The organism is Dietzia sp. MNB45, assembly GCF_051994785.1.
Classification (GTDB): Bacteria; Actinomycetota; Actinomycetes; order Mycobacteriales; family Mycobacteriaceae; genus Dietzia; species Dietzia kunjamensis.
In genome coordinates, this window is the sequence record NZ_CP163397.1 from 1,233,695 (window position 1) to 1,256,385 (window position 22,691).

22 protein-coding genes and 1 pseudogene are annotated in these 22,691 nt (G+C 71.8%); 18 read left to right on the forward strand and 5 right to left on the reverse strand.

Translation table 11 applies throughout. The features are described 5' to 3' along the window. Positions 1-203: 203 nt before the first annotated feature. The 4 genes from rplU (at position 204) to proB (ending at position 3,546) form a co-directional block, all read left to right on the forward strand. Positions 204-509 (forward strand): 50S ribosomal protein L21, encoded by a 306-nt coding sequence (gene rplU, locus AB5G72_RS06030; RefSeq protein WP_317470677.1) that lies wholly within the window; start codon positions 204-206, stop codon positions 507-509. A 69-nt stretch (positions 510-578) separates the two neighbouring features. Beyond that, positions 579-842, forward strand: coding sequence for a 50S ribosomal protein L27 (rpmA, locus tag AB5G72_RS06035; RefSeq protein WP_007626965.1), 264 nt, complete (start codon positions 579-581; stop codon positions 840-842). A 131-nt stretch (positions 843-973) separates the two neighbouring features. Beyond that, positions 974-2,434 carry a GTPase ObgE gene (obgE, locus tag AB5G72_RS06040; protein WP_120286317.1) on the forward strand — a complete coding sequence of 487 codons (1,461 nt, stop codon included), beginning with the start codon at positions 974-976 and terminating at the stop codon, positions 2,432-2,434. After that, a complete protein-coding gene (gene proB / locus AB5G72_RS06045; RefSeq protein ID WP_120286316.1) occupies positions 2,431-3,546 on the forward strand; it encodes a glutamate 5-kinase in 1,116 nt (371 codons plus the stop codon). Before obgE ends, proB begins: the two co-directional genes overlap by 4 nt. 39 nt (positions 3,547-3,585) lie before the next feature. Here the strand turns inward: proB and AB5G72_RS06050 are convergent, their stop codons facing one another. From AB5G72_RS06050 to AB5G72_RS06060, 3 genes are read right to left on the reverse strand one after another with little or no spacing between them, the layout of a single operon-like run. Continuing rightward, positions 3,586-4,209, reverse strand: a complete 624-nt coding sequence (locus AB5G72_RS06050; protein WP_185951448.1) for a carbonic anhydrase — start codon at positions 4,207-4,209, stop codon at positions 3,586-3,588. 23 nt (positions 4,210-4,232) lie between these two features. Further along, positions 4,233-5,126: a Sir2 family NAD-dependent protein deacetylase gene (locus tag AB5G72_RS06055; protein ID WP_440221231.1), complete on the reverse strand. Its 894-nt coding sequence runs from the start codon at positions 5,124-5,126 to the stop codon at positions 4,233-4,235. Beyond that, on the reverse strand, positions 5,127-5,897 hold the full coding sequence (locus tag AB5G72_RS06060) for an MBL fold metallo-hydrolase (protein WP_440221232.1): 771 nt from the start codon (positions 5,895-5,897) through the stop codon (positions 5,127-5,129). A 37-nt stretch (positions 5,898-5,934) separates the two neighbouring features. Here AB5G72_RS06060 and AB5G72_RS06065 point away from each other — a divergent pair, with 37 nt between their 5' ends. From AB5G72_RS06065 to AB5G72_RS06080, 4 genes and pseudogenes are all read left to right on the forward strand, one after another. Beyond that, positions 5,935-6,693 carry an AAA family ATPase gene (locus AB5G72_RS06065; RefSeq protein ID WP_268091879.1) on the forward strand — a complete coding sequence of 253 codons (759 nt, stop codon included), beginning with the start codon at positions 5,935-5,937 and terminating at the stop codon, positions 6,691-6,693. 18 nt (positions 6,694-6,711) lie between these two features. Continuing rightward, positions 6,712-8,532, forward strand: a complete 1,821-nt coding sequence (locus AB5G72_RS06070; protein WP_440221233.1) for an FAD-binding dehydrogenase — start codon at positions 6,712-6,714, stop codon at positions 8,530-8,532. 86 nt (positions 8,533-8,618) lie between these two features. Beyond that, a pseudogene (locus AB5G72_RS06075) lies at positions 8,619-8,996 on the forward strand (MFS transporter); the annotation flags it as partial. A 103-nt stretch (positions 8,997-9,099) separates the two neighbouring features. Next, positions 9,100-9,891, forward strand: coding sequence for a cytochrome P450 (locus tag AB5G72_RS06080; protein ID WP_440221234.1), 792 nt, complete (start codon positions 9,100-9,102; stop codon positions 9,889-9,891). A gap of 37 nt (positions 9,892-9,928) precedes the next feature. On the opposite strand, the gene AB5G72_RS06085 is transcribed toward AB5G72_RS06080, so the two are convergent. Next, complete coding sequence (locus tag AB5G72_RS06085) at positions 9,929-11,179, reverse strand: calcium/sodium antiporter (protein WP_440221235.1); 1,251 nt, start codon at positions 11,177-11,179, stop codon at positions 9,929-9,931. A gap of 153 nt (positions 11,180-11,332) precedes the next feature. Next, positions 11,333-13,474, reverse strand: coding sequence for a RecQ family ATP-dependent DNA helicase (locus tag AB5G72_RS06090; protein ID WP_440221236.1), 2,142 nt, complete (start codon positions 13,472-13,474; stop codon positions 11,333-11,335). A 70-nt stretch (positions 13,475-13,544) separates the two neighbouring features. Between AB5G72_RS06090 and AB5G72_RS06095 the strand changes: the two genes are divergently transcribed. From AB5G72_RS06095 to AB5G72_RS06140, 10 genes are all read left to right on the forward strand, one after another. Continuing rightward, positions 13,545-14,567, forward strand: a complete 1,023-nt coding sequence (locus tag AB5G72_RS06095; protein WP_440221237.1) for a serine hydrolase domain-containing protein — start codon at positions 13,545-13,547, stop codon at positions 14,565-14,567. An 89-nt stretch (positions 14,568-14,656) separates the two neighbouring features. After that, positions 14,657-15,283 carry a class I SAM-dependent DNA methyltransferase gene (locus AB5G72_RS06100; RefSeq protein WP_182633926.1) on the forward strand — a complete coding sequence of 209 codons (627 nt, stop codon included), beginning with the start codon at positions 14,657-14,659 and terminating at the stop codon, positions 15,281-15,283. Continuing rightward, positions 15,280-16,164 (forward strand): SDR family NAD(P)-dependent oxidoreductase, encoded by an 885-nt coding sequence (locus AB5G72_RS06105; protein WP_440221238.1) that lies wholly within the window; start codon positions 15,280-15,282, stop codon positions 16,162-16,164. The genes AB5G72_RS06100 and AB5G72_RS06105 overlap by 4 nt, the downstream gene beginning before the upstream one ends. 45 nt (positions 16,165-16,209) lie before the next feature. Then, on the forward strand, positions 16,210-17,511 hold the full coding sequence (locus AB5G72_RS06110) for a glutamate-5-semialdehyde dehydrogenase (protein ID WP_440221239.1): 1,302 nt from the start codon (positions 16,210-16,212) through the stop codon (positions 17,509-17,511). A gap of 66 nt (positions 17,512-17,577) precedes the next feature. Further along, on the forward strand, positions 17,578-18,459 hold the full coding sequence (locus AB5G72_RS06115) for an AAA family ATPase (RefSeq protein ID WP_096905768.1): 882 nt from the start codon (positions 17,578-17,580) through the stop codon (positions 18,457-18,459). Between the two features lie 28 nt (positions 18,460-18,487). Further along, positions 18,488-19,918 carry a vWA domain-containing protein gene (locus tag AB5G72_RS06120; protein ID WP_440221240.1) on the forward strand — a complete coding sequence of 477 codons (1,431 nt, stop codon included), beginning with the start codon at positions 18,488-18,490 and terminating at the stop codon, positions 19,916-19,918. A 65-nt stretch (positions 19,919-19,983) separates the two neighbouring features. Next, positions 19,984-20,700: a nicotinate-nucleotide adenylyltransferase gene (gene nadD, locus AB5G72_RS06125; protein ID WP_096905766.1), complete on the forward strand. Its 717-nt coding sequence runs from the start codon at positions 19,984-19,986 to the stop codon at positions 20,698-20,700. Further along, positions 20,697-21,140 carry a ribosome silencing factor gene (rsfS, locus tag AB5G72_RS06130; protein WP_440221241.1) on the forward strand — a complete coding sequence of 148 codons (444 nt, stop codon included), beginning with the start codon at positions 20,697-20,699 and terminating at the stop codon, positions 21,138-21,140. Before nadD ends, rsfS begins: the two co-directional genes overlap by 4 nt. A gap of 8 nt (positions 21,141-21,148) precedes the next feature. After that, positions 21,149-21,847 carry a histidine phosphatase family protein gene (locus AB5G72_RS06135; RefSeq protein WP_440221242.1) on the forward strand — a complete coding sequence of 233 codons (699 nt, stop codon included), beginning with the start codon at positions 21,149-21,151 and terminating at the stop codon, positions 21,845-21,847. Then, a complete protein-coding gene (locus tag AB5G72_RS06140) occupies positions 21,844-22,674 on the forward strand; it encodes a DegV family protein (protein ID WP_096907294.1) in 831 nt (276 codons plus the stop codon). The genes AB5G72_RS06135 and AB5G72_RS06140 overlap by 4 nt, the downstream gene beginning before the upstream one ends. The last annotated feature ends 17 nt before the right edge of the window (positions 22,675-22,691 follow it).

A 22,691-nucleotide genomic window follows, 5' to 3' on the forward strand; every position in this document is an offset into this window, starting at 1 on the left:
TGCTGTGCCGCCGGACCGTAACCTTGACAGGTCGCTCGGCGCGGCGCTATGTCGTGGCGCGAGGAGTCGCGCGACGGGACCGGGAACGGTTCCGGGGCCCGCGACCCTCGACCGACGCGAGTCGGCGAGCAAGAGAGAACACCGCACACCAGGTGTGGTCGCCCCAGGCGGCCGCACACCCGAGAAGCAAGGGGAAGCCCTCGATGTACGCGATCGTCAAGACCGGCGGCAAGCAGTACAAGGTCGCCGAAGGGGACCATGTCAAGGTCGAGAAGATCGAGGGCGAGGCCGGAACCTCCGTGTCGCTGTCCCCGATCCTCGTGGTCGACGGTTCGGCCGTCACCTCCGACGCCGACGCCCTGTCCAAGGTCACCGTCTCCGGCGAGATCGTCGAGCAGACCAAGGGACCGAAGATCCGGATCCACAAGTTCAAGAACAAGACCGGGTACCACAAGCGTCAGGGCCACCGTCAGAAACTGACGGTCGTCAAGATCACCGGTATCAAGTAATCCATCTCCGGCCGCTCAGGCCACCAGCTCAGCGCCCTCGGGCGTGCTCCCTGAAGGAGGGACTCGGACATGGCAAGTAAGAAGGGCGCATCCAGCACCCGTAACGGTCGTGACTCCAACGCACAGCGCCTCGGCGTCAAGCGGTTCGGCGGCCAGGAGGTCAACGCCGGTGAGATCCTGGTGCGCCAGCGCGGCACCAAGTTCCACCCGGGCGTCAACGTCGGCCGTGGTGGCGACGACACCCTGTTCGCCCTCTCCGCCGGCGCGGTGGAGTTCGGCACCAAGCGCGGTCGCAAGACCGTGAACATCGTGCCGGCCGGCGCCGAGGCCTGAGCCTCCCAGCCGACCACTTTCATGAACAGCCCTCGGGGGCCGGGCGGGGTCGTCAAGACCCCACACCCGGCCCCCGAGAGTATTTGCACCACCCCGCCCGTCATCGCCCGTCACCCGGAGGAGTCCCCACCATGTCGAGATTCATCGACCGCGTAGTCCTCCACCTCGCGGCGGGGGACGGCGGCCGCGGCTGCACCTCGGTGCACCGCGAGAAGTTCAAGCCCCTCGGCGGCCCCGACGGCGGCAACGGCGGGCACGGTGGCGACGTCGTCCTCGTCGTGGACCCCCAGGTCCACACCCTGCTCGACTTCCACTTCCGGCCCCACGCCCGCGCGGGCCGGGGCCAGCCGGGTATGGGCGCCAACCGCAACGGAGCCCAGGGCGCCGACCTCGTGTTGTCGGTACCGCCCGGCACCGTCGTGCTCGACGAGGACGGCGAGGTGCTGGCCGACCTCACCGGCGTCGGCACCCGCTTCGTCGCCGCCGAGGGTGGCAAGGGCGGTCTGGGCAACGCCGCCCTGGCCTCCCGGGCCCGCAAGGCCCCCGGCTTCGCGCTGCTCGGCGAGCCCGGCGAGGTCCGCGATCTCACGCTCGAGCTCAAGTCCATGGCCGACGTCGGACTGGTGGGCTTCCCGTCCGCCGGCAAGTCCTCCCTGGTCTCGGTTCTCTCGGCGGCCAAGCCCAAGATCGCTGACTACCCCTTCACCACCCTGGCACCCAACCTCGGCGTGGTCTCGGTCGGCGACGACACCTTCACCATCGCCGACGTTCCCGGCCTCATCCCCGGTGCCAGCGAGGGCCGGGGCCTGGGTCTGGACTTCCTGCGTCACATCGAGCGCACCGCCGTGCTGGCCCACGTGGTGGACTGCGCGAACCTCGAGTCCGACCGGGACCCGATCTCCGACGTGGACGCCCTCGAGGCCGAGCTCGCCGCCTACCGGTCCGAACTGACCGACGCCGGGATCGGGGACCTGGCCGACCGCCCCCGCGTGGTCGTGCTCAACAAGATCGACGTGCCCGACGCCGCCGACATGGCGGAGATGGTGCGCGAGCACTTCGAGGCCAAGGGGTGGCCGGTCTACGCGATCTCCGCGGTGGCCCACAAGGGGTTGGACGAGCTGCGGTACGGCCTGTACGAGTTGATCAAGGCGCACCGTAGGGCCAACCCGCCCGCCGCGCCCGAGCGGATCGTCATCCGCCCCAAGGCGGTGGACGTCGAGGAGTTCCGCGTCCGCCCGGATCCCGCCGACCGCGGCGCGTTCATCGTCACCGGGGCCAAGCCGGAGCGGTGGATCCGTCAGACCGAGTTCGACAACGACGAGGCCGTGGGCTTCCTCGCCGACCGGCTGGCCCGGATCGGGGTCGAGGAGGCGCTCATCAAGGCCGGCGCCACGGAGGGCTGCACCGTCACCATCGGTGACGTCTCGTTCGAGTGGGAGCCGCAGACCCCGGCCGGCGTCGACCTCATGCGCACCGGGCGTGGCACCGACATCCGGCTGGAGTCCGACGAGCGGATCGGCGCCACCGAGCGCAAGTACCGCAAGCGGGTGCGCCGCGGCCTGATCGACCCGGACGAGGAGATCCTGGAGTGACCAAGGAGCGGGAGTTGCGCCGTCGTATCGGCGCGGCCCGCCGCGTGGTGGTCAAGATCGGCTCGTCGGCCATCACCAGTTTCCACGGCGGGATCCGGCGGGCCGAACTCGACGCACTCGCCGACGTCTGCCAGTCGCGGATGGCCGCGGGGTCGGACGTCTTCGTCGTCTCCTCCGGTGCGATCGGCGCCGGCATGGCGCCACTGGGGATGACCACCCGCCCCGGCACCCTGTCCGCGAAGCAGGCCGCGGCCAGCGTCGGACAGCTCGAGCTGGCGCGCGCGTGGGGCGACTCGTTCGCCCGCTTCGACCGGGTGGTGGGCCAGGTGCTGCTCACGGCCGCCGACATCGGGCGGCGGGACAGCGCCGCCAACGCCCAGCGGACCCTCGACCGCCTGCGCACCCTGCACGCGGTGCCGGTGATCAACGAGAACGACACCGTGGCCACCAACGAGATCCGGTTCGGTGACAACGACCGGCTCGCCGCGTTGGTCGCGCACCTCATCAGCGCCGACGCCCTCATCCTGCTCTCGGACGTCGACGCCCTGTACGACTCCGACCCGCGCAAGGGCGGGGCCAGCGCGGTGACCATGGTCGGCGGCGAGGGCGACCTCGACGGCGTGATCGCCGGTGCCGGCGGTGCCCTGGGGACCGGCGGCATGGCCTCCAAGCTCGCCGCCGCCCGTCTGGCCGCGGACGCGGGCATCCCGGTCCTGCTCACGGCCGCGGAGCTGGCGCCGCAGGCCCTCGCCGCCGACCCGACGGTGGGCACGGTCTTCGCGGCCCGGCCCGAGCGGATGACCGCCCGGCGCTTCTGGGTCCGGCACGCCGCGGACGCCCGCGGGGCGGTCCTGCTGGACGACGGAGCGGTCCGAGCGGTGACCGGCTCGCGACGCTCCCTGCTACTGGCCGGGGTGACCGGGGTGGACGGGCTGTTCCACTTCGGCGACGTCATCGAGATGCACGACGTCGACGGCCGGGTGGTCGCCCGCGGGATCGCCCAGTACGACTCGGTCGAGGTCCGCGCCCGGCTGGTCGACCGGGCGGCGGGCGGCACCGGCTCCGGTCAGGGGCGCCCGTTGGTGCACGCCGACGACCTCGTCCCGGTCTGACCAGCGCTGGTCCGACCACCGACCCCGGTCGGCCCGCGCTCAGCCTTCCGTGACGGTCCCCTCGGTGTGGACCGGGGTGACGGTCCCCTCCTCGAGGTTGTAGATCGCGCCGACGATCGCGGTGCGGCCCTCGGTGATCGCGCGGTCGACGACGGCCGACTTCTGCCGGATCGCGGTGACGGTGTGGCGGACGTTCTCCACCACCACGTCGTCGTACCCGGCGTCCGGGTCGCGCCGCGCCTCGAACACGGCCGGCGAGATCCGCTCGACCACGTCGCGCAGGTACCCGGACGGGGTGGAGTGCGTGTCGATGGCGGTGATCGTGGCGCCCACCGCGCCGCACGAGGTGTGTCCCAGGACCAGGGTCAGCGGGATGTTCAGGGCCTCGATCCCGAACTCGATCGACCCGAGCACCGACGAGTCCACGATGTGGCCGGCGTTGCGGATCACGAACAGGTCGCCGAGCCCCTGGTCGAAGACGACCTCGGCGGGGACGCGGGAGTCCGCGCAGCCGAACACCTGCGCGAACGGATTCTGCTGGCCGGCGAGCTCGGTGCGCCGAGAGGGGTCTTTGTGCTCGTTGAGGTTCTCCCCGGCCACGTAGCGGGCGTTGCCGCGGAGTAGTCGGGCCAGCGCGGTCTCCGGTGTCTTTGCGATCTGCATGGCCCTATTTTGCTCCTTGACGCTCACCCGTGGCGCGGCAGGGCCGCATCTGTCAGCTCGAGGACCTCCACGCAGTCGCCGTCGATCGTCAGGGTGGCCTCGCCGTGCGCGCGGGTGCGGCCGCGGTTGACCACCGCGACGGGCGTGCCGGTGGTCACCGCACGCCGTACGAACCGGTATCCGGAGCGGACGGTCAGGGAGGAGCCGACGACGACGACGAGGTCCGACCCGTCGACGAGCGCGTTGGCCTCCTGCACGCGATGCGCGGGGACGTTCTCGCCGAAGTAGACGATGTCCGGTTTGAGGACTCCCGAGCAGGCCCGACAGTCGACCATGCGGAAGTCGGAGGTCTCGGCCAGGACGGCGTCGGCATCCGGCGCCACCTCGATCGCGCCGCGGGAGGTCACGCGTTCGATGAAGCCGGGGTTGAGGCGTTCGAGCTGTTCGTGCAGCGCCCACCGGCTCTGTCGCAGGCCGCAGTCCAGGCAGATGACCACGGCGTAGGTCCCGTGCAGGTCCACGAGCCGGCGGTTGCCCGCCTTGAGGTGCAACAGGTCCACGTTCTGGGTGATCACCCCGGTGACCAGGCCGCGACGCTCCCAGTCGGCGAGCAGGAGGTGCGCGGCGTTGGGTCGTGCGGCCTCCATGTGCCGCCACCCGAGGTGGTTGCGCGCCCAGTAGTGCCGGCGGAACGTGGGGTCGCCCACGAACTGTTGGAACGTCATCGGGGTCCGGCCGGGCGAATCGGGCCCGCGGTAGTCGGGGATGCCCGACGGGGTCGAGATGCCGGCGCCGGTGAGCACCACCGCCCGCCGGCCCCGGAGGAGTTCGGCGAGTGCGGCCGCGCGGTCGGGCAGGTCCGGGTCCGCCTCCGTGCGCTCGGCCGGCGTCCAGGCGGTTTCGCGGATCCTGGCCATCTAGAGGCCCCCGGGCCCCGAGGGGTCGTGCGCGCACACCACGTCGAGGGTGCCGTGGCGACGCCGGGCCAACCCGGCGAGCCTGGCGTGCGTCAGGGACACCGCGCCCGGTTCCAGGGCCAGGGCGCGTTCCAGGACGGGGATCGACCGCGGCACGCGACCCGTCTGACCGATCTGCCCCCGGTGGTAGAAGGCGTCCCCGGCGTGGAGGAGGTCCTTGTCGTCGTCACCGCCACCGGGCACGAACACCCCGGCGTGACCCACCGCGTGGCCCGGCAGGTCCACCAGCATCATCCCCTCGGCGACATGGTCCAGGGGGTGCGCCCGGAAGCCCTCCCACCGGTCGGTCCCGTAGGAGTACTCGACGAACCGCGGCCCGTGCGACCACTGGGGGCGGCGGTACCGGCGGCGCTCGACGAACCGCGGCGTGCGCACCGCCCACGTCAGCGCCTGGGCGGCGACGTGCACCTGTGCCTCCGGGAAGTCGGCGAGCCCACCGATGTGGTCGGCGTCCATGTGGGTCAGCACTATGTGCCGCACGTCCCGCGGATCCAGGCCCAGCGCCTCGATGCGGCGGACCGCGGTCTCGCCGGTGCGCAGCGCCGGGCGCAGCGCGTGACGCATCGTCCCGAGGCGGCCGGCCGGGTCGGCGATGTCCTGCAACCCGATCCCGGAATCCACCAGCACGAGCCCGTCCGGGGCCTCCACGAGCAGCACGCGCGTCGGAACGAGGCCCCCCATCGTGCCGCAGTTGAGCTGGTGGATCCGCATGGGAGAAACGGTACCGACCGACGGTAGGGTGCGTGGCATGGCCGCAGGTGGAGTGCTCGATCCACGACCGGTGGTACGCGTCGAGCGGCAGCGCGACGGGGGCGTGGACGAGCGGGCCGAGCCCGTGTCGGCCGGGGCGGGGCGGTGGCCGTACTCGATCCCGGCGGTGGCCCAGCTGTTGCGCGAGGGACTCGAACTCGACGACCTCACCGTGCTCGTGGGGGAGAACGGCGCCGGCAAGTCGACGATCGTCGAGGCCGTCGCCATGGCGTACGGGCTCGGCGCCGAGGGCGGGTCGGTCAACGGCCGTGACGTCACCTGGGAGTCGGAGTCCCCGCTGCACGACTCACTGCGGCTGGTCCGGGGCGGGGGCGCGCCGAAGTGGGGCTACTTCCTGCGCGCCGAGACCATGCACGGCATGTTCACCTACCTGCAGTCCTCCGGCCCGGAGCAGGACTTCCACTCCCGCAGCCACGGTGAGGCGTTCTGGGATATTGTCACCACCTCGCGGTTCTCCGGCGGCGGGTTGTTCGTGCTGGACGAGCCCGAGGCCGGACTGTCCTTCGACGCCCAACTCCGACTGGTCGCCCTGCTGCTCGAGCTGGCCGACCGGCGCGGGGCGCAGGTGCTCATGGCCACCCACTCGCCGATCCTCGCTTCGGTGCCCGGCGCCGCGGTGTACGAGCTCTCCGACGCCGGGATGCACCGCACCCGGTGGGAGGATCTGGCGATGGTCGACCACCACCGGCGCTATCTCGACGCGCCGGAACGGTATCTGCGCCACCTGCTGGAGTGACCGGGCACACTGGGGCGCATGAGCCGCTCTGAGTCCCGATCGCACCGCACCACCGGCGAGGCCCGGCCCGTCCACCCCGTCTACCCGGAGTGGCAGCCGCCGTCGGCGTCACGGGCGGCCAACACCGGACCGCTTCCCGCGCCGGAGCCGGGCTTCACCCCGGACGTGATCGTCGTGGGGCACGGTCTGTCCGGACTGGTCGCCACCCACGAGGCGACCCGCGCGGGCAATAAGGTGCTCGTGGTGGACCAGGAGAACGAGAAGAACCTCGGCGGTCAGGCGTTCTGGTCCCTCGGCGGACTGTTCCTCGTGGACACCCCGGAGCAGCGGCGGATCGGGATCTCCGACTCGCTCGAGTTGGCGTGGCGGGACTGGCTCGGCTCCGCCGGCTTCGACCGGCCGGAGGACCACTGGCCGCGGCAGTGGGCGCGTGCCTACGTCGAGTTCGCCGCGGGGGAGAAGCGGCGGTACCTCCACGACCTGGGCCTGCGGATCATCCCCACCGTCGGCTGGGCCGAGCGCGGCGGCGGCGACGTGGCCGGGCACGGCAACTCCGTCCCGCGCTTCCACGTGACCTGGGGGACCGGGCCCGAGGTGGTGCGGGTGTTCGAGGAACCCGTCCTGGAGGCCGCCCGGGCCGGGCTCGTGCGCTTCGCCGTACGTCACCGGGTCGACGAGATCGTGGTCGAGGACGGTCGCGCCGTCGGAGTGCGCGGCGCGACGCTCGTTCCCTGCGACCTCGACCGGGGCGTGGCCTCCCCGCGCGAGGAGACCGGCGCGTTCGAGTTCCGGGCCGGGGCGGTGCTCCTCGCCTCCGGCGGTATCGGCGGCAACCCCGACCTCGTTCGTCGGTACTGGCCCGCGGACCGGCTCGGCGACGCTCCCGAGCGCCTGATCCTGGGGGTGCCCGAGCACGTGGACGGCCGGATCCTGGAGATCTCCGCGGTGGCCGGGGCCAACCTCATCAACCGGGACAGGATGTGGCACTACACCGAGGGCGTCGAGCACTACGCGCCCGTGTGGCCCTCGCACGCGATCCGCATCATCCCCGGGCCGTCCACCCTGTGGCTGGACGCGAACGGCGACCGGATGCCGGTACCGCTGTTCCCGGGGTTCCACACCACGGCGTCCATCGAGGCCATCCGCCGCACCGGCCGGGACTACTCCTGGTTCATCCTCGACTCCGCCATCGCCGGCAAGGAGTTCATCCTCTCCGGGTCCGAGCAGAACCCGGAGCTCACGGACAAGAGCATCAAGAAGTTCGCCTCCAAGGCCGGAAGCGGACTGCCGCCGTCGATCGCCGAGTTCGCCGAGAAGGGCGTCGACTGGGTGGTCGCGGACACCCTCGAGGAGATGGTCGCCGGCATGAACTCGCTGCTGCGCGACGGGGAGCCGGAGCTCGACGTGGAGCGGGTGCGCGAGTTCGTCCTGGCGATGGACGGGCAGATGGACAACCCGTTCGCCAAGGACGCCCAGGTGCAGGCCATCCACAACGCGCGGCGCGTCCTCACCGACAAGCTCACCCGGTTGGCCAAGCCGCACCGGCTGCTCAGGGACTCGGGCCAGGGCACGGGCTCGGCGGCCGGCTCCGGCGGCCCGCTCATCGCGGTCAAGGTGCACCTCATGACCCGCAAGACGCTCGGCGGCATCGAGACGACCCTCGACTCCCAGTGCCTGACCCCCGACGGCGAGCCCTTCCCGGGCCTGTACGCGGCGGGCGAGGTCGCCGGCTTCGGCGGCGGCGGCGTGCACGGGTACAACTCGCTGGAGGGGACGTTCCTCGGCGGGTGCATCTTCTCGGGCCTCAAGGCGGGCCGGGCGATGGTGCGGGAGGCCTGATCGGCGCGGGCGGCGGCGAGGAGCGCACGCTCTCCGCGGCGAGGATCGGTATCGCCGGCGCGGCGGTCGTCGGCGTCGCCTTCGGCATGGCGCGGTACGTCTACGGGCTCACCCTGCCCGACATCCGCCGGGACCTCGGTCTGCCGGAGCTGGTGCTCGGGCTCGTCGCCAGCGCCTCGTTCGTCGGCTACCTGGCCGGCCTGCTGCTCGCGGGACCCCTGACGGCCCAGCGTGGACCGCGCGCACCGACCACCGTGGGCGGGGTCTGCGGCGCGCTCGGTGCCGCCATCGTGGTGACCGCCCAGTCGCCGTGGCTGCTCGCGGTGGGCGCGGTTCTGGCCGGCAGCGCGGGCGGCTGGGTCTGGGCGCCGTACTCGGACATCGTCACCCGGACGGTGACCGCCCGACACCAGCCCAGGGCGCTGGCGATGATCACCACCGGTACGGGCGTCGGGCTGATCGCCCTGGGCGGGCTGGCCGTCCTCGCCGTCCAGGGATCCTGGCGTCTGGTGTGGGCGATTGCGAGAACTGTGGGCGGACGGCTGGCGAGACGGCGGGATCGACTGGGTGAGGGACATCGCCGAGCGTCTCCCGCCCGCCGTCGTCGCGAAGCTCATGGGGCTGCCGCCACAGGATGCCGACCGACTGTGGGAATGGGCGTTCGCCAGTACCAGGATGTTGGACGGGATGGTCACGGCCGACGAGTTCGACGACTCGCTCCGGTCGGCCGGGGAGCTGGTCGACTACCTCTCCGCCGCTGTGACCGGGGCGGAGGCCGGGCAGAGCGCCTCGGTGCTCGGGGCACTCGCCCGTGAGCTGGAGCGTGGCGACATCTCCCACGACGCCGCGGTGCAGGTCCTGGTCCAGCTCGTGGCGGCCGGAATCGAATCCACCGTGGGCCACCTGGGCACCCTGGTATGGCGCCTGGGGCAGCACCCCGAGCACATCGACACACTCCGGTCGGACCCGGGGCGCCGCTCGCCGTTCATCGAGGAGACCCTCAGAACGGATGCGCCCTTCCGGGGGCACTACCGCCACGTCACCACGGACACCGAACTCGGTGGGACCGCTCTCGCCGCGGACACCCACCTCTTCCTCCTGTGGGGTAGCGCCAACCGGGACCCCCACCGGTACGGGGACCCGGACCGGTTCAGACCGGACCGCGATGAGGGCTCGCACCTGTCGTTCGGGCGCGGCATCCACTTCTGCCTGGGTGCGGCCCTGGCGCGCATGGAATCCCGCGCCGCACTCGACTTCCTCCTCGAGATCGGCGGGGACCTCGAGATCGACGTATCGCAGACACAATGGCACCAGAGTCTTCTGGTCCGTCGCCTCCGGAGCCTCCGACTCACCGTTTGAACCGGAGGTCCTCGGCGAACGGGCCCGGCGAGGGTGCTCAGCCGTCGCCGGTCGTCACCTCCGTGGGGCCCTCCTCGTCCGCTCCGCGCGCCCCCGCCTCGACTCGCCGGTCCCGCGCCTGTCGGCGCCCCCGCAGCACACCGAGTTCATAGGTGGCCAGCACGATGAGCCACAGCGCGGTGATGGGGATGACGAACCAGAGCATGGCGGCGCTGAACGGATCCAACGCGTCGTGGTCGGCCGCCTGCAGCACCACGTAGACGACATACGCGGCGTAGAAGCCGGCGAAGAGCAGTCCCTCCCACCGCTTGATCGCCATACCGGTGAAGGCGACCGGGAGCAGGGCCAGCGAGACGGCGAGCATGATCGGCAGGTCGAAGCGGACGGCCCCGGGGGCGACGTCGATGGGCGTGATGAGCGAGGTCATCCCGAGAACGGCACCGATGTTGAACATGTTGCTACCGACGATGTTGCCGATGGCCAGGTCCCGTTCGCCGCGGATCGCCGCCACCACGCTCGTGGCGAGCTCCGGCAGCGACGTCCCGACCGCCACCACCGTGAGGCCGATGACCAGGTCACTCATCCCCCATGCCGACGCGAGATCACTCGCCGCCGCGACGAGTAGTCGCGCGCCGACCACCAGCAGGGCCACTCCGACGACCACGAAGACGCTGCTGACCAGAACCGGGTGTGACGACGCGACGCCGGACGACCGCGTCTCGCCGGCACTGGCGCCACCCGCGTCGCCATCACCCGCGCCGTCGACGGCGGCGTCGCCACCACCGGCGCCGTCAGCGACCGGGTCCTCCGGTGCCGCGGCGGCCCGGCCTCCATCCTGCTTGCGCGAGATGACGATCGTCGCCACCACATACGCCACGAGGCCGGCGAACAACAGCAGACCGTCGAGGAAGCTGATCGTGCCGTCGAGCGCCACCAGCAGCGCGACCACCGAGAACAGCACCATGATGGGGATGTCGACGCGCACGATCCGGGACGTCGCCACCAGCGGGGCGACGATCGCTGTCAGGCCCAGGATGAGCAGGATGTTCGCGATGTTGCTGCCCACCACATTGCCGACGGCCAACCCCGGGTATCCGCTCAGCGCGGCGTCGACGCTCACCGCGAACTCCGGCGCGGAGGTGGCGAAGGCGACGACGGTGAGTCCCACCACCAGCGGGGAGATCCCGAGGGTCGCGGCCAGACCGCCGGCGCCTCGCACCAGCACTTCGCCGCCGCCGATGAGCAGGACGAATCCCACCGCGAGGGCGAGCACCGTGAGGGCGCTCATGACGGGTCCGACCGGATCGTGGTGAACCCCGGCCCGGCCGACGGTGACGGTCTCGTTGCATTACCCATGGGTCGATGATCCCGTGCCGGACTCCGGTCTGTCGATGCGCGGGCGGCGACCCAGCCGGACATCACACCTAGCCGTACATCACACCTAGCCGGCTGTGGCCACGGCCAGGGGCAGGACGGCGGGGACCCCGGAGGAGCGGAGATGCCGGGCCGCCTCGGTGATCGTCCACCCCGTCCCGAGCAGGTCGGTGACCAGGAGGACGGGGCCCTCGGACGGCGTCGACGGGCCGGAGAACGTGCCCCACAACTGAGCCACGCGGTACGCGGAGTTCTGGGCCGTCACCGCGGGCAGGGCCGGATCGCGGGAGATCTCCCCGAGATGTTCCATGCGACCCATCTGCGCCAGGGCATGGGCGAGAGTGGTGACCAGCTGCGGGTGCTCGCCGGTGAGGAGGGCGGCCACGCCGGTGGGCCGGTCGGCCCAGCCCCACTCGCGGAGGACGGGAATACACGCGCGTGCGAGCCATTCCGGAGCGTCCTGGTCGGGCTCGGCGAGCAGGGCGCGCAGCTTCTGGCCCAGGCCGAGATCGGTCAGGCGGGCCAGAGCCCGGCCCTCGGCGGGGCCGTCGGCGATCTTGCCCTTGAGCGGGACATCGAGCTTGGCGAGGCCGGTGGGCCACTGGCGGCGGGGCGGCAGGACCACGCCGGGCCGTTCGAGGGCCTCGCGGGCGCGGGTCAGGGCCCCGGAGTCGACGTCCGTGGTGCGGCGCTGACCCGTGCAGTTGTCGCAGCGACCGCAGCCGTCGGAGGCCGGGTCGAGGGTGGGGTCGTCGAGCTGGCCGCGGAGGAACTCCATGCGGCAGGACCCGGTGCGCTGGTACTCCAGCATCGCCTGCTGCTCGGACTGCCGTGCCTCCGCCAGCCCCGCGTACCGCTCGGCGTCGTAGTGCCACGGCCGACCGGTGGCCACCCAGCCACCCCGGACGCGCTGGACCGCGCCGTCGACGTCGAGGACCTTGAGCACCATCTCGAGCCGGTTGCGGCCGAGGTCGACGGCGGGTTCGAGCGCCTGCGTGCTCTGCGGTCGGTCGGGCTCCAGCGCGTCGAGGACCCGCCGCACCACCTCCTCGGGCGGGAACGCCAGGGAGGCGAAGTGATTCCAGATCGCGCGGTCCTCGGGCCCGGGCAGCAGGACCACCTCGGCGCGGTCGGCGGCACGCCCGGCGCGGCCGATCTGCTGGTAATAGGAGATGGGGGAGGGTGGGGCACCCAGGTGGACCACGAAGCCCAGGTCCGGCTTGTCGAAGCCCATGCCCAGCGCGGAGGTGGCGACCAGGGCCTTGACCTCGTTGTCGATCAGCGCGCGCTCCAGCTCCTCGCGTTCACCGGCGTCGGTGCGGCCGGTGTAGGAGCTGACACGGTGCCCGGCCGAGGTGAGTAGTTCGGCCATGTCCTCGGCCGCCGCGACGGTGAGGCTGTAGATGATGCCGCTGCCCGGCATCGACTCGAGGTTCTCCACGAGCCAGGCGGCGCGCTTCTCCGAGTCGTCGATAGCCACCACCGACAGCCGCAGCGACTCGCGGTCCAGTCCGCCTCGCAGGACGAGGGTGTCCTCCGAGGCGGACTCACCGACCCCGAGCTGCTGCGCGACATCGCGGACCACCCGGTCGTTGGCCGTGGCCGTGGTGGCCAGGACCGGCACGCCGTGGGGCAGATCGGCGAGCAGGGTGCGGATACGCCGGTAGTCCGGCCGGAAGTCGTGACCCCAGTCCGAGACGCAGTGGGCCTCGTCCACCACCACGAGGCCGGCGTCCGCTGCGAGCGCGGGCAGGACCGTGTCCCGGAAGTCGGGGTTGTTGAGACGCTCCGGGCTCACCAGCAGCACGTCGACCTCACCGGCCCGGACCGCCGAGCGGACCTCGTCCCACTCGGTCATGTTGGCCGAGTTGATGGTGGCCGCCCGCACCCCGGCCCGGGCGGCGGACTCGACCTGGTTCCGCATGAGTGCGAGCAACGGCGAGACGATCACGGTGGGGCCCGACCCCAGCTCGCGGAGCAACCGGGCGGCGATGAAGTACACCGCCGACTTGCCCCAGCCGGTGCGCTGGACCACCAGCGCGCGTCGCCGGTCCGCCACCAGGGCCTCGATGGCGACCCACTGGTCCTCGCGCAGGACGGCGCCCGGGCCGGCGAGGGCGCTGAGCAGTTCGTCGGCGCGGGCCCGGAGGGCGGCCCGGTCCCCGGTGGCCGGGTCGTCGGAAGTGGGACGGTCCGCTGTCGAGGTCATGGGCCCATCGTGCCCCACCGCTCCGACAGCTCACCTGCGGAGCGGAGCCCGGGAGCGTTTACTCGGCCCCGTGACCAGTGGTGGGCAGGGAATCGCGGGGCAGGTCGAGCGGGCGACGGACCGAGTGTCGCGGCGGCGGGTCGGGGTCGTGATGGCTGCCGGGCCACCGGGCGGCGTCCACACCGCTGCACGCGGGGACACCGGTCGGGGCGCCACGCCGGACGCCCACACGCTCTTCGAGATCGGCTCCGTCACGAAGGTGTTCACCGCCCTGTTGCTGGCCGACGGTGTCGTCCGGGGGCAGTGGCGCTTGGACACCCCGGTCCGGGACCTGCTCCCCACCGGCACGGACCTGCCGGGTGGCGACGACGACCCGATCACGTTGCAGCACCTCGCGACCCACACCTCCGGGCTCCCCAGGACGCCCGGCCGGCTGGGGCTCCGGGAGAACCTCGCCTACGTGCGCACGGGTGCGGATCCCTATGTGGACCTCACGGAATCGGACGTCCTCGCCGGACTCCGTGGCCTCCGCCCGCGTCGGCACCCGGGGCAGGACACGCCGAGGTATTCGAATCTCGGCTTCGGCCTTCTCGGCATCGCGATGACCAGCGCGACCGGGGCCGACTTCGGGGCGCTCGTCCGCGACCGGATCTGCGGACCACTGGGCATGCCCGACACCGTGACCGAGGATCAGATGACCGACGAGCAGCGGCGGCGAACGGCCCTCGGGCACCGCAGCCGCCGCCGCGGCGCCGAACCGTGGCCGCTGCGCGGAATGCCGGGCGCGGGAGCGCTGCGCTCCACGGCGGCCGACATGACGCGGTTCCTCGCCGCGCACCTCGATCCGTCGACCACCGACCTCGAGGACGCCGTCCGACTCACGCAGGCCACGCCGCCGTCCGGGCCCGAACGGATGGGGCTCGGGTGGCATCGCGCCGGCCCGGGCACCCTGTGGCACAACGGCGGCACCGGCGGGTTCCGGTCGATCGCCGTCGTCGACACCGTCGGCGGGACCCTTGCGGTCACCCTCGTCAACCAGACCAGGGGAGCCGATCTGCCCACCTTCCGCCTCCTCCGCGCCATCGGCCCGTGACCGCCGCGTTCCGCCGGCCCGGCGGCGGCCGCCCTCGTCGTCGTCGTCCTCCGCGACGTATGTCGCTCCCTGCGGCCATACTGGGCCGCATGGCTCAGACATGGAAGCAGATCGTGGAGGCAGACCCCGAGCACTCCCGGCGGTACGCCCGACGGTGGGACGACATGGTGGCCGAGGGAGTGGACATCGACGGCGAGGCGCGGCTGATCGACGCGATGGTCCCGCGCGGTGCCCGGATCCTCGACGTGGGTTGTGGTCAGGGGCGCACCGGCGCCTACCTGCACTCGCGTGGTCACCGTGTCACCGGCGTCGACCTCGACCCCCACCTGATTGAGCGGGCGCGGGAGCTGTGCCCGGAGGCATCGTGGGAGGTCGCGGACCTGGCGGACGAGGGCTGGCCCCGCGGGCCGTTCGATCTCGCCGTGTCGGCGGGCAACGTCCTGGCCTTCGTCGACCCCGCCGACCGCGGCACCGTGCTGACCAACCTCGCCGCGCGGCTCGCCACGGCGGACGAGGGCACCGAGGGTAGGGCCGGCCGCCTGGTCGTGGGCTTCGGGCTCGACCGGGGCTGGACCCGGGAGGAGTTCGACCGCGACGCCGACCGCGCCGGGCTGCGGGTGCAGCAGCGCTGGTCGACGTGGGATCTGTTGCCGTTCGACGACGACAGCGGCTTCATGGTCACCGTCCTCGTGCGCAGCGACGGGGCCGCCTCGTGAGCTCCGCGGCGTGGACCGTCGACGACCTGCCCGACCTGACCGGGAAGACCATCGTGGTCACGGGCGGCACCAGCGGCATCGGGAAGGAAGCCGCGCGTGAACTCGCGCGCCGGGGCGCCCACGTCGTGCTCCCGTCCATCACCCGCGCCGAGGGGGAGGCGGCGGCCGGGGAGATCGGCGGCTCCACCGAGGTCCACGAGCTGGACCTGAGTGACCTGCACGCCGTATGGGAGTTCGCGAGCTCGTACACGGACCCCGTCGACATCTTGTTGGACAACGCCGGACTGATGAGCAAGACCCGGCGGGAGACCGCCGACGGCTTCGAGCTGCACCTGGGGGTCAACGTCCTCGCGCCGTTCCTGCTCACCGAACTCCTGCTGCCCCGGATCCGGGAGCGGGTGGTGATCACGGCCTCGATGGCCCACGCCAAGGGGCGGATCGACTTCGACGACCCCCACTTCCGACAGCGCCCCTACTCGATGGCGGCGGCGTACGCCCAGTCGAAGCTGGCGTGCATGCTCTGGGGACTCGACCTGCAGACCCGTCTCGCCGCCGCGGGCTCCGCGGTGGACGTCCAGCTCGCGCACCCCGGGTTCGCCGCCACCTCGATCCTCGACCCGACCCCGTTCCCGCCGGTCAACGCCGTGCTCAACCTGCTCGGCCGGCGGATCGTGCCCACGGCCGCCGATGGGGCACGCCCGCTGCTGTTCGCGGCGACGGAGGATCTGCCGCCGGCGTCGTACATCGGACCGACGGGCTTCCGACAGATCGCGGGCCCGCCCGGACCCGGTGAGCGATCGGGCCCTGCCGGCGACCCGGACCTGGCCCGCCGATTCCGGGAGTTCGCCGTGCGCGAGACCGGAGCCGTCCCGACGGTCTGACTCGTCGGAGGTGGCTCCGCCGGCCGCATCGGTAAGCTGGAACGTATGACAGCCAGCCACCTCGACGCTTCCGACCTCACTGGCCAGACGGACGCCGGGCCCGCCGCGGACCCGACCCGCGACGCCGTCCACGACGCCGCCCGCCGGGCCCGGTCCGCCTCGCGCGAGCTGGCCCTGCTCACCGCGGACCGCAAGAACGCACTGCTGCAGGCCGCCGCCGACGCCCTCGTGGTGGCGGAGTCGACGATCCTCGAGGCCAACGCCCGGGACCTCGCCGAGCAGTCCGAGGCCGGAATGGGCGAGGCCATGCTCGACCGGCTGCGGCTCACCGCCGAGCGGATCGAGGGCATCGCCGGCGGTCTGCGCCAGGTGGCCGGCCTGGCGGACCCGGTCGGCACCGTCACACGTGGCTCGACCCGCCCCAACGGGCTGCAGTTGCGACAGGTCCGGGTCCCGCTCGGCGTGGTCGGGATGATCTACGAAGGTCGCCCCAACGTCACCGTCGACGCGTTCGGGCTCGCCTTCAAATCGGGCAACGCCGCACTGCTGCGGGGGTCGCGCTCGGCCCGCAACTCCAATGAGGCGCTGGTCGAGGTGCTCCGCGGTGTCCTCGCGGAGCACGGCCTGCCCGTCGATGCGGTCCAGCTCCTGCCGTCCGAGGACCGGTCGTCGGTCACCCACCTCATCCAGGCGCGCGGTCTGGTGGATGTCGTCATACCCCGCGGTGGTGCGGGGCTGATCCAGGCCGTGGTGGAGAACGCCAAGGTCCCGGCCATCGAGACCGGCACCGGCAACTGTCACCTCTACATCCACGGAGACGCGGACCTGGACGAGGCCATCAGCCTGCTGCTCAACGGGAAGACCCGTCGCTGCAGCGTCTGCAACGCCACCGAGACGGTGTTGCTCGACTCCGCTCTCGGCGACGCGGCCGTGGACCGCGTCGTGGGGGCGTTGAGGTCGGCCGGCGTCACCGTCCACGGCGACCGCGAGGGCCTCGTCCCCGCCGACGACGTCGACTGGGGCGAGGAGTACCTCAGCATGGACATCGCGCTCAAGGTGGTTGACGGGGTGGACGAGGCGATCGAGCACATCGACCGCTGGTCCTCGGGCCACACCGAGGCCATCTCCACCCGCAGCATCGACGTGGCCGACCGGTTCTGCGCCCGCGTCGACGCGGCGGCGGTGATGGTCAACGCCTCCACCGCCTGGACCGACGGGGAGATGTTCGGCTTCGGCGCCGAGATCGGTATCTCCACCCAGAAACTCCACGCCCGCGGCCCGATGGGGCTCGAGGAACTGACCAGCACGAAGTGGATCGCCCACGGCAAGGGGCACGTGCGGCCGTAGAGCACGCGCGCCCGGGCCACCCGCCGGCCCGCCACCGACGACCCCGAACCGAAAAGGACCCACCCGATGGACCGAGCCCGCACCGCCCAGCGACCCGCATTCGAGAGCATCGACCACGTCATCGAGGCCCTCGGTGGACAGGGGTACCTGGCCGACCGGTCGACCGCGACGGTGGTCTACCTCGCCGACCGGTTGGGCAAGCCGCTGCTCATCGAGGGCCCGGCCGGTGTCGGCAAGACGGAGCTGTCGAAGGCCGTCGCCGCCGCCACGGAGGCCGAACTCATCCGCCTGCAGTGCTACGAGGGCGTGGACGAGGCCCGTGCGCTCTACGAGTGGAACCACGCCAAGCAGATCCTGCGGATCCAGGCCGGTCAGGGCGAGGGGTGGGACTCCACGCGCGACGACGTGTTCGCCGAGGAGTTCCTGCTCTCCCGGCCGTTGCTCACCGCCATCCGGCGCAGTGAGCCCACCGTCCTGCTCGTCGACGAGGTGGACAAGGCCGACATCGAGATCGAGGGGCTGCTGCTGGAGGTCCTCAGCGACTTCGCGGTGACCATCCCCGAGCTCGGGACCATCGAGGCCTCCCGACGCCCGTTCGTGGTGCTCACCTCCAACGCGGCCCGCGAGCTGTCCGAGGCGCTCAAGCGGCGGTGCCTCTACCTGCACCTGGACTTCCCGACGCCCGAGCTCGAGCGCAAGATCCTGGCCTCGAGGGTGCCCGAGCTGGACGACCGGCTGGCCGAGCAGCTCGTGCGCGTGGTGGGCGTCCTGCGCGCGATGGCGCTGAAGAAGGTGCCGAGCGTGTCGGAGACGATCGACTGGGGTCGCACGCTCGTGGCGCTGGGCCTGGACACCATCGACGACGAGGTCGTCCTGCAGACGCTCGGCGTGGTGCTCAAGCACCAGTCCGACCAGCTGCGCGCGGCCGCCGAGCTCCGGCTCAACTAGGGCCGTGGGTGACAGGGAGGTGGGTGGAATGACCGACAGGGCCCCGGGCGGGATGTCCGGTCACCTCGTCGACTTCGTCGACGCATTGCGCCGCAAGGGCATCCCCGTCGGCCCGAGCGAGGCCGTGGACGCCGCCGCGGCGATGGTGCACGTCGACCTGCTCGACCGCGCCGCGCTGCGCGAGGCGCTGGCCTCGACGATCCTGCACAAGTCCACGCACCGTGGGGTGTTCGACCAGCTCTTCGACCTGTGGTTCCCGGCCGCCGTGGGGTCCCACACCGCGGGCGACGCGGTGACGCTCGAGGTGGAGATCCCGACCGACGACGACGGCAAGGTGGATCCGGACGCTCTGAACGAGCTCATCGCGTCGCTCCTGCTCGAGGACACCGTGGAGTCGCGGGCCAAGGCCCGGGCGTTGGCGGAACTCCTGGTCGAGCAGCTGGGCTCGTACGACTCGGTGAACGGACCGCGCTACTCCGCCTACCAGGCACTGAGCCCGCTCGACACCAACTCGATCATGAAGCGGATCCTGGACGGGCTGCTCGGCGCCGACCCCTTCGACCCGGACGGTTCCCAGCGGCACGCCGAGAAGACCGCGGCCGCCAATTCGGCCGCCGACCTGGTCCGTGGCTTCCTGCGGGAGGTCGCCGACGAGACCCGCCGCCGCACCGCCGAGACCGTGGGCCGCGACCGCGTCGCGCAGTACGCGGTGGGGCCCGCGGCCGAACAGGTCGACTTCCTGCGGGCCAACGACCAGGACCTGCAGGCACTGCGCCGCAGGGTGGGTCCGCTGGCCAGGCAACTGGGCAGCCGACTTGCGGCCCGCCGGCGTCGTCACCGGCACGGTGCGATCGACATGCGCAAGACCATGCGCCGGTCCATGTCCACCGGCGGCGTCCCCGTGGAACTGGTGCTGCGCAAGCCCCGCCCGGCCCGTCCGGAGCTGGTCGTGTTGTGCGACGTGTCCGGCTCGGTGGCCGGGTTCAGCCACTTCACCCTCCAGCTGGTGCACTCGCTCCGGGAGCAGTTCTCCCGGGTACGGGTGTTCGCGTTCGTCGACACCACCGACGAGGTGACCTCGTTCTTCGAGACCGGGTCGGACCTCGGATCCGCGATGAGCCGGATGGTCCGCGAGGCCGAGATCGTCACCTACGACGGTCACTCCGACTACGGCCACGCACTGGCGGGCTTCGCGGACAGGTACGCCCACACCCTGACCAGGACGGGGTCGCTGCTCATCCTGGGAGACGGCCGCAACAACTACCGGGATCCGTCCGTCGAGGCACTCGAGTTCGTCAGCGAGCGGGTCGGACACACCCACTGGCTCAACCCGGAGCCCAAGCGGCAGTGGGGGACCGGCGATTCGGCCGCCAGGCTGTACTCCCAGTACGTCCCCATGCACGAGTGCCGCAACGTCGAACAGCTCACGACGGTCGTCGCGAGCCTGCTCCCCGTGTGAGCGATAGCGGCGACGGGGCGCGGCAGACGACTGGGCGTCACCCCCGACCGATAGACTCACCGACCATGACCACGACGGGGACCTCCGACGGCGCTCGGCGCCGCATCGGAGTGATGGGCGGGACCTTCGACCCCATCCATCACGGTCACCTCGTCGCGGCCAGCGAGGTCGCCCACCGGTTCGGTCTCGACGACGTGGTGTTCGTCCCCACCGGCGAGCCGTGGCAGAAACGGGGCCGGGCGGTGTCACCGGCCGAGGACCGCTACCTGATGACGGTCATCGCCACGGCCTCCAACCCGCGCTTCTCGGTCAGCCGCGTCGACATCGACCGCGACGGGCCGACCTACACGCTCGACACGCTCAAGGACCTGCTGCGCCAGCACCCGGACACCGATCTGTACTTCATCACGGGCGCCGATGCGCTGGAGAAGATCCTCACGTGGCGCGGGTGGGAGGAGATGTTCGACTTCGCCACGTTCGTCGGGGTCTCCCGGCCCGGGTTCGAACTGTCCGACACACACCTCGCCGAGATCAGGGACGGGCGCGTCTACTTGCTCGAGATCCCTGCGCTGGCCATCTCGTCCACGGAGTGCCGCCGCCGGGCGGCCGAGGACGCGCCCGTGTGGTATCTCGTGCCGGACGGTGTCGTGCAGTACATCGCGAAACGCAATCTCTACCGGCCCGAGGGCTCGACCCGCCTGGACGGCACCCCCGCAGCGACGGCCCCGGTACACCGGGTGCCCGTCCCCACCGATCCCCACCCCGAGGAGAATTCCCAGTGACCGCAAGCCCCGAGGCCCTTGAGATGGCCGCCATCGCGGCCCGCGCCGCCGACGACAAACTGGCGACCGACATCGTCGTCATCGACGTCTCCGGCCAGCTCATCATCACCGACTGTTTCGTCCTGGCGTCCGCCGACACGGAGCGGCAGGTCAACTCCGTCGTCGACGAGATCGAGGACAAGCTGCGCGAGGCCGGCCGCAAGCCGCTGCGTCGCGAGGGCACCCGTGAGGGGCGGTGGGCACTGCTCGACTACAACGAGCTGGTCGTGCACGTCCAGCACGTCGACGAGCGTGACTACTACTCGCTCGACCGCCTGTGGAAGGACTGCCCGGTCGTCGAGATCGAGGGCGTCGAGACGTCGCGACGGTCCGCTGACGACGCCGGCAACGCCGACGACTCGCTCGCGCCGGAGGAGCCACAGCGGGATCAGGAGCTCTGAACCACCCGGTGACCCGACGTCTCATCCTCCTGCGTCACGGCCAGACGCACTACAACGCCTCGTTGCGGATGCAGGGACAGCTGGACACCGAGCTCAGTGAGCTGGGTGTGCGGCAGGCCCACGCCGTGGGCCGTGTGCTGGCGCCGCGTCGCCCGTGGACGATCCTGTCCTCGGACCTGCAGCGGGCGCACGAGACGGCGAAGGCGTTGGCCACCGAGGTGGGATTGGACGTCCGCACCGACCCGCGGCTGCGGGAGACGCACCTGGGCACGTGGCAGGGCATGAGCCACTCGGAGGTCGACGGGCAGTGGCCCGACGCCCGGGTCCGGTGGCGCAGCAGCCCGCGGTGGTCCCCGCCGGAGGGCGAGAGCCGTCTGGACGTGGCGCGGCGGACCCGAGAGGTCGTCGACGAGCTGGTCGAGTCGTCGCCGGATTGGAGCGAGCACCCCGCCGTGATCGTCGCCCACGGCGGCGCGATCGCGGCCCTGACCGCGTCGCTGCTCGAGCTGCCGGTGGAGCAGTACTCGGTGTTCAACGGACTGGGCAACACCTGCTGGGTGCAGCTGTCGGCGCACGTCCGCCCCGAGGGCACGGCCGCGCAGCCTCCCGAGTCCGAGGTCGGCCCCACCAGCGAGGCCGCCCGAGGTGTTCTGTGGCGCCTGGACCAGTGGAACGCCGGCATCACGCCTCCGGTGGGCTCGTCATGACGATCCGCCTGGTCACCGACTCGAGTGCCGACCTGCCGGCCGAGTGGGTCCGCGGGTTCGGCATCACGGTGGTGGGTCTGCACGTCGTGGAGGAGAACGACCGCGCGGTGTCCACGGCCGCGGTCACGCCCGACGAATTGGCGGAGATCTACGGAGAACTGCTCGCGGATCCCGACTGCACCGGCGTGGTGTCGGTGCACCTGTCCCGCGAGCTCTCGCGAACGTGGCAGTCGGCGGCCGACGCCGCGACCAGGTTCGGGGGCCGGGTCCTGGTCTCGGACTCCCGCGGAGCGGGCATGGCGTTCGGGGCCGCCGTCGCGCAGTGCGCGTGGGCGGCGGGGAACGGGCTCGGCCTGTCCGCGACCTACGAACTGGCCGAGCGACTCTGCCGGGGCGCCTCTACGTACGCCGCACTGGAGTCACTCGAGAACCTGCGCAGAGGCGGCCGGATCAGTGCGCTCGCCGCGCTCTTCGGTAGTGCCCTGGCCATGCGCCCGGTGATCGTGTTACGCAATGGATCGGTGGACCTGGCGGCCAAGGCCCGCACCACCACCAAGGCGCATGCGCGGCTGCGGTCCCTGCTGCGCGACGACGTGGCGCGCGGTGACGTGCTGGTGGTGGTCCACCACCACCAGGCGCGCGAGCGGGCCGAGGAGATGGCCACCGAGATCCGCAAGGAGACCCAGTTTCCGGAGCGGGTCATGATCGTCGAATTCGACGAGGTCCTCGCATGGCACCTGGGGCCGGGAACAGTGGGTGTCTCGGTGACGGACCTGGTCGACACCGAATTCCCCATCCTTCCCCCCTCTCCACAGCCGGCGGACTGACGGCCGCGATCGGGGCC

Coding starts and splice junctions, on each gene's coding strand:
- AB5G72_RS06140 (WP_096907294.1), top strand. CDS start 21,844: ATGACGATCCGCCTGGTCACCGACTCGAGTGCCGACCTGCCGGCCGAG.
- nadD (WP_096905766.1), top strand. CDS start 19,984: ATGACCACGACGGGGACCTCCGACGGCGCTCGGCGCCGCATCGGAGTG.
- AB5G72_RS06100 (WP_182633926.1), top strand. CDS start 14,657: ATGGCTCAGACATGGAAGCAGATCGTGGAGGCAGACCCCGAGCACTCC.
- AB5G72_RS06085 (WP_440221235.1), bottom strand. CDS start 11,179: ATGAGCGCCCTCACGGTGCTCGCCCTCGCGGTGGGATTCGTCCTGCTC.
- obgE (WP_120286317.1), top strand. CDS start 974: ATGTCGAGATTCATCGACCGCGTAGTCCTCCACCTCGCGGCGGGGGAC.
- AB5G72_RS06115 (WP_096905768.1), top strand. CDS start 17,578: ATGGACCGAGCCCGCACCGCCCAGCGACCCGCATTCGAGAGCATCGAC.
- AB5G72_RS06055 (WP_440221231.1), bottom strand. CDS start 5,126: ATGGCCAGGATCCGCGAAACCGCCTGGACGCCGGCCGAGCGCACGGAG.
- AB5G72_RS06060 (WP_440221232.1), bottom strand. CDS start 5,897: ATGCGGATCCACCAGCTCAACTGCGGCACGATGGGGGGCCTCGTTCCG.
- AB5G72_RS06070 (WP_440221233.1), top strand. CDS start 6,712: ATGAGCCGCTCTGAGTCCCGATCGCACCGCACCACCGGCGAGGCCCGG.
- rpmA (WP_007626965.1), top strand. CDS start 579: ATGGCAAGTAAGAAGGGCGCATCCAGCACCCGTAACGGTCGTGACTCC.
- AB5G72_RS06110 (WP_440221239.1), top strand. CDS start 16,210: ATGACAGCCAGCCACCTCGACGCTTCCGACCTCACTGGCCAGACGGAC.
- rplU (WP_317470677.1), top strand. CDS start 204: ATGTACGCGATCGTCAAGACCGGCGGCAAGCAGTACAAGGTCGCCGAA.
- AB5G72_RS06065 (WP_268091879.1), top strand. CDS start 5,935: ATGGCCGCAGGTGGAGTGCTCGATCCACGACCGGTGGTACGCGTCGAG.
- AB5G72_RS06050 (WP_185951448.1), bottom strand. CDS start 4,209: ATGCAGATCGCAAAGACACCGGAGACCGCGCTGGCCCGACTACTCCGC.
- AB5G72_RS06120 (WP_440221240.1), top strand. CDS start 18,488: ATGACCGACAGGGCCCCGGGCGGGATGTCCGGTCACCTCGTCGACTTC.
- AB5G72_RS06090 (WP_440221236.1), bottom strand. CDS start 13,474: ATGACCTCGACAGCGGACCGTCCCACTTCCGACGACCCGGCCACCGGG.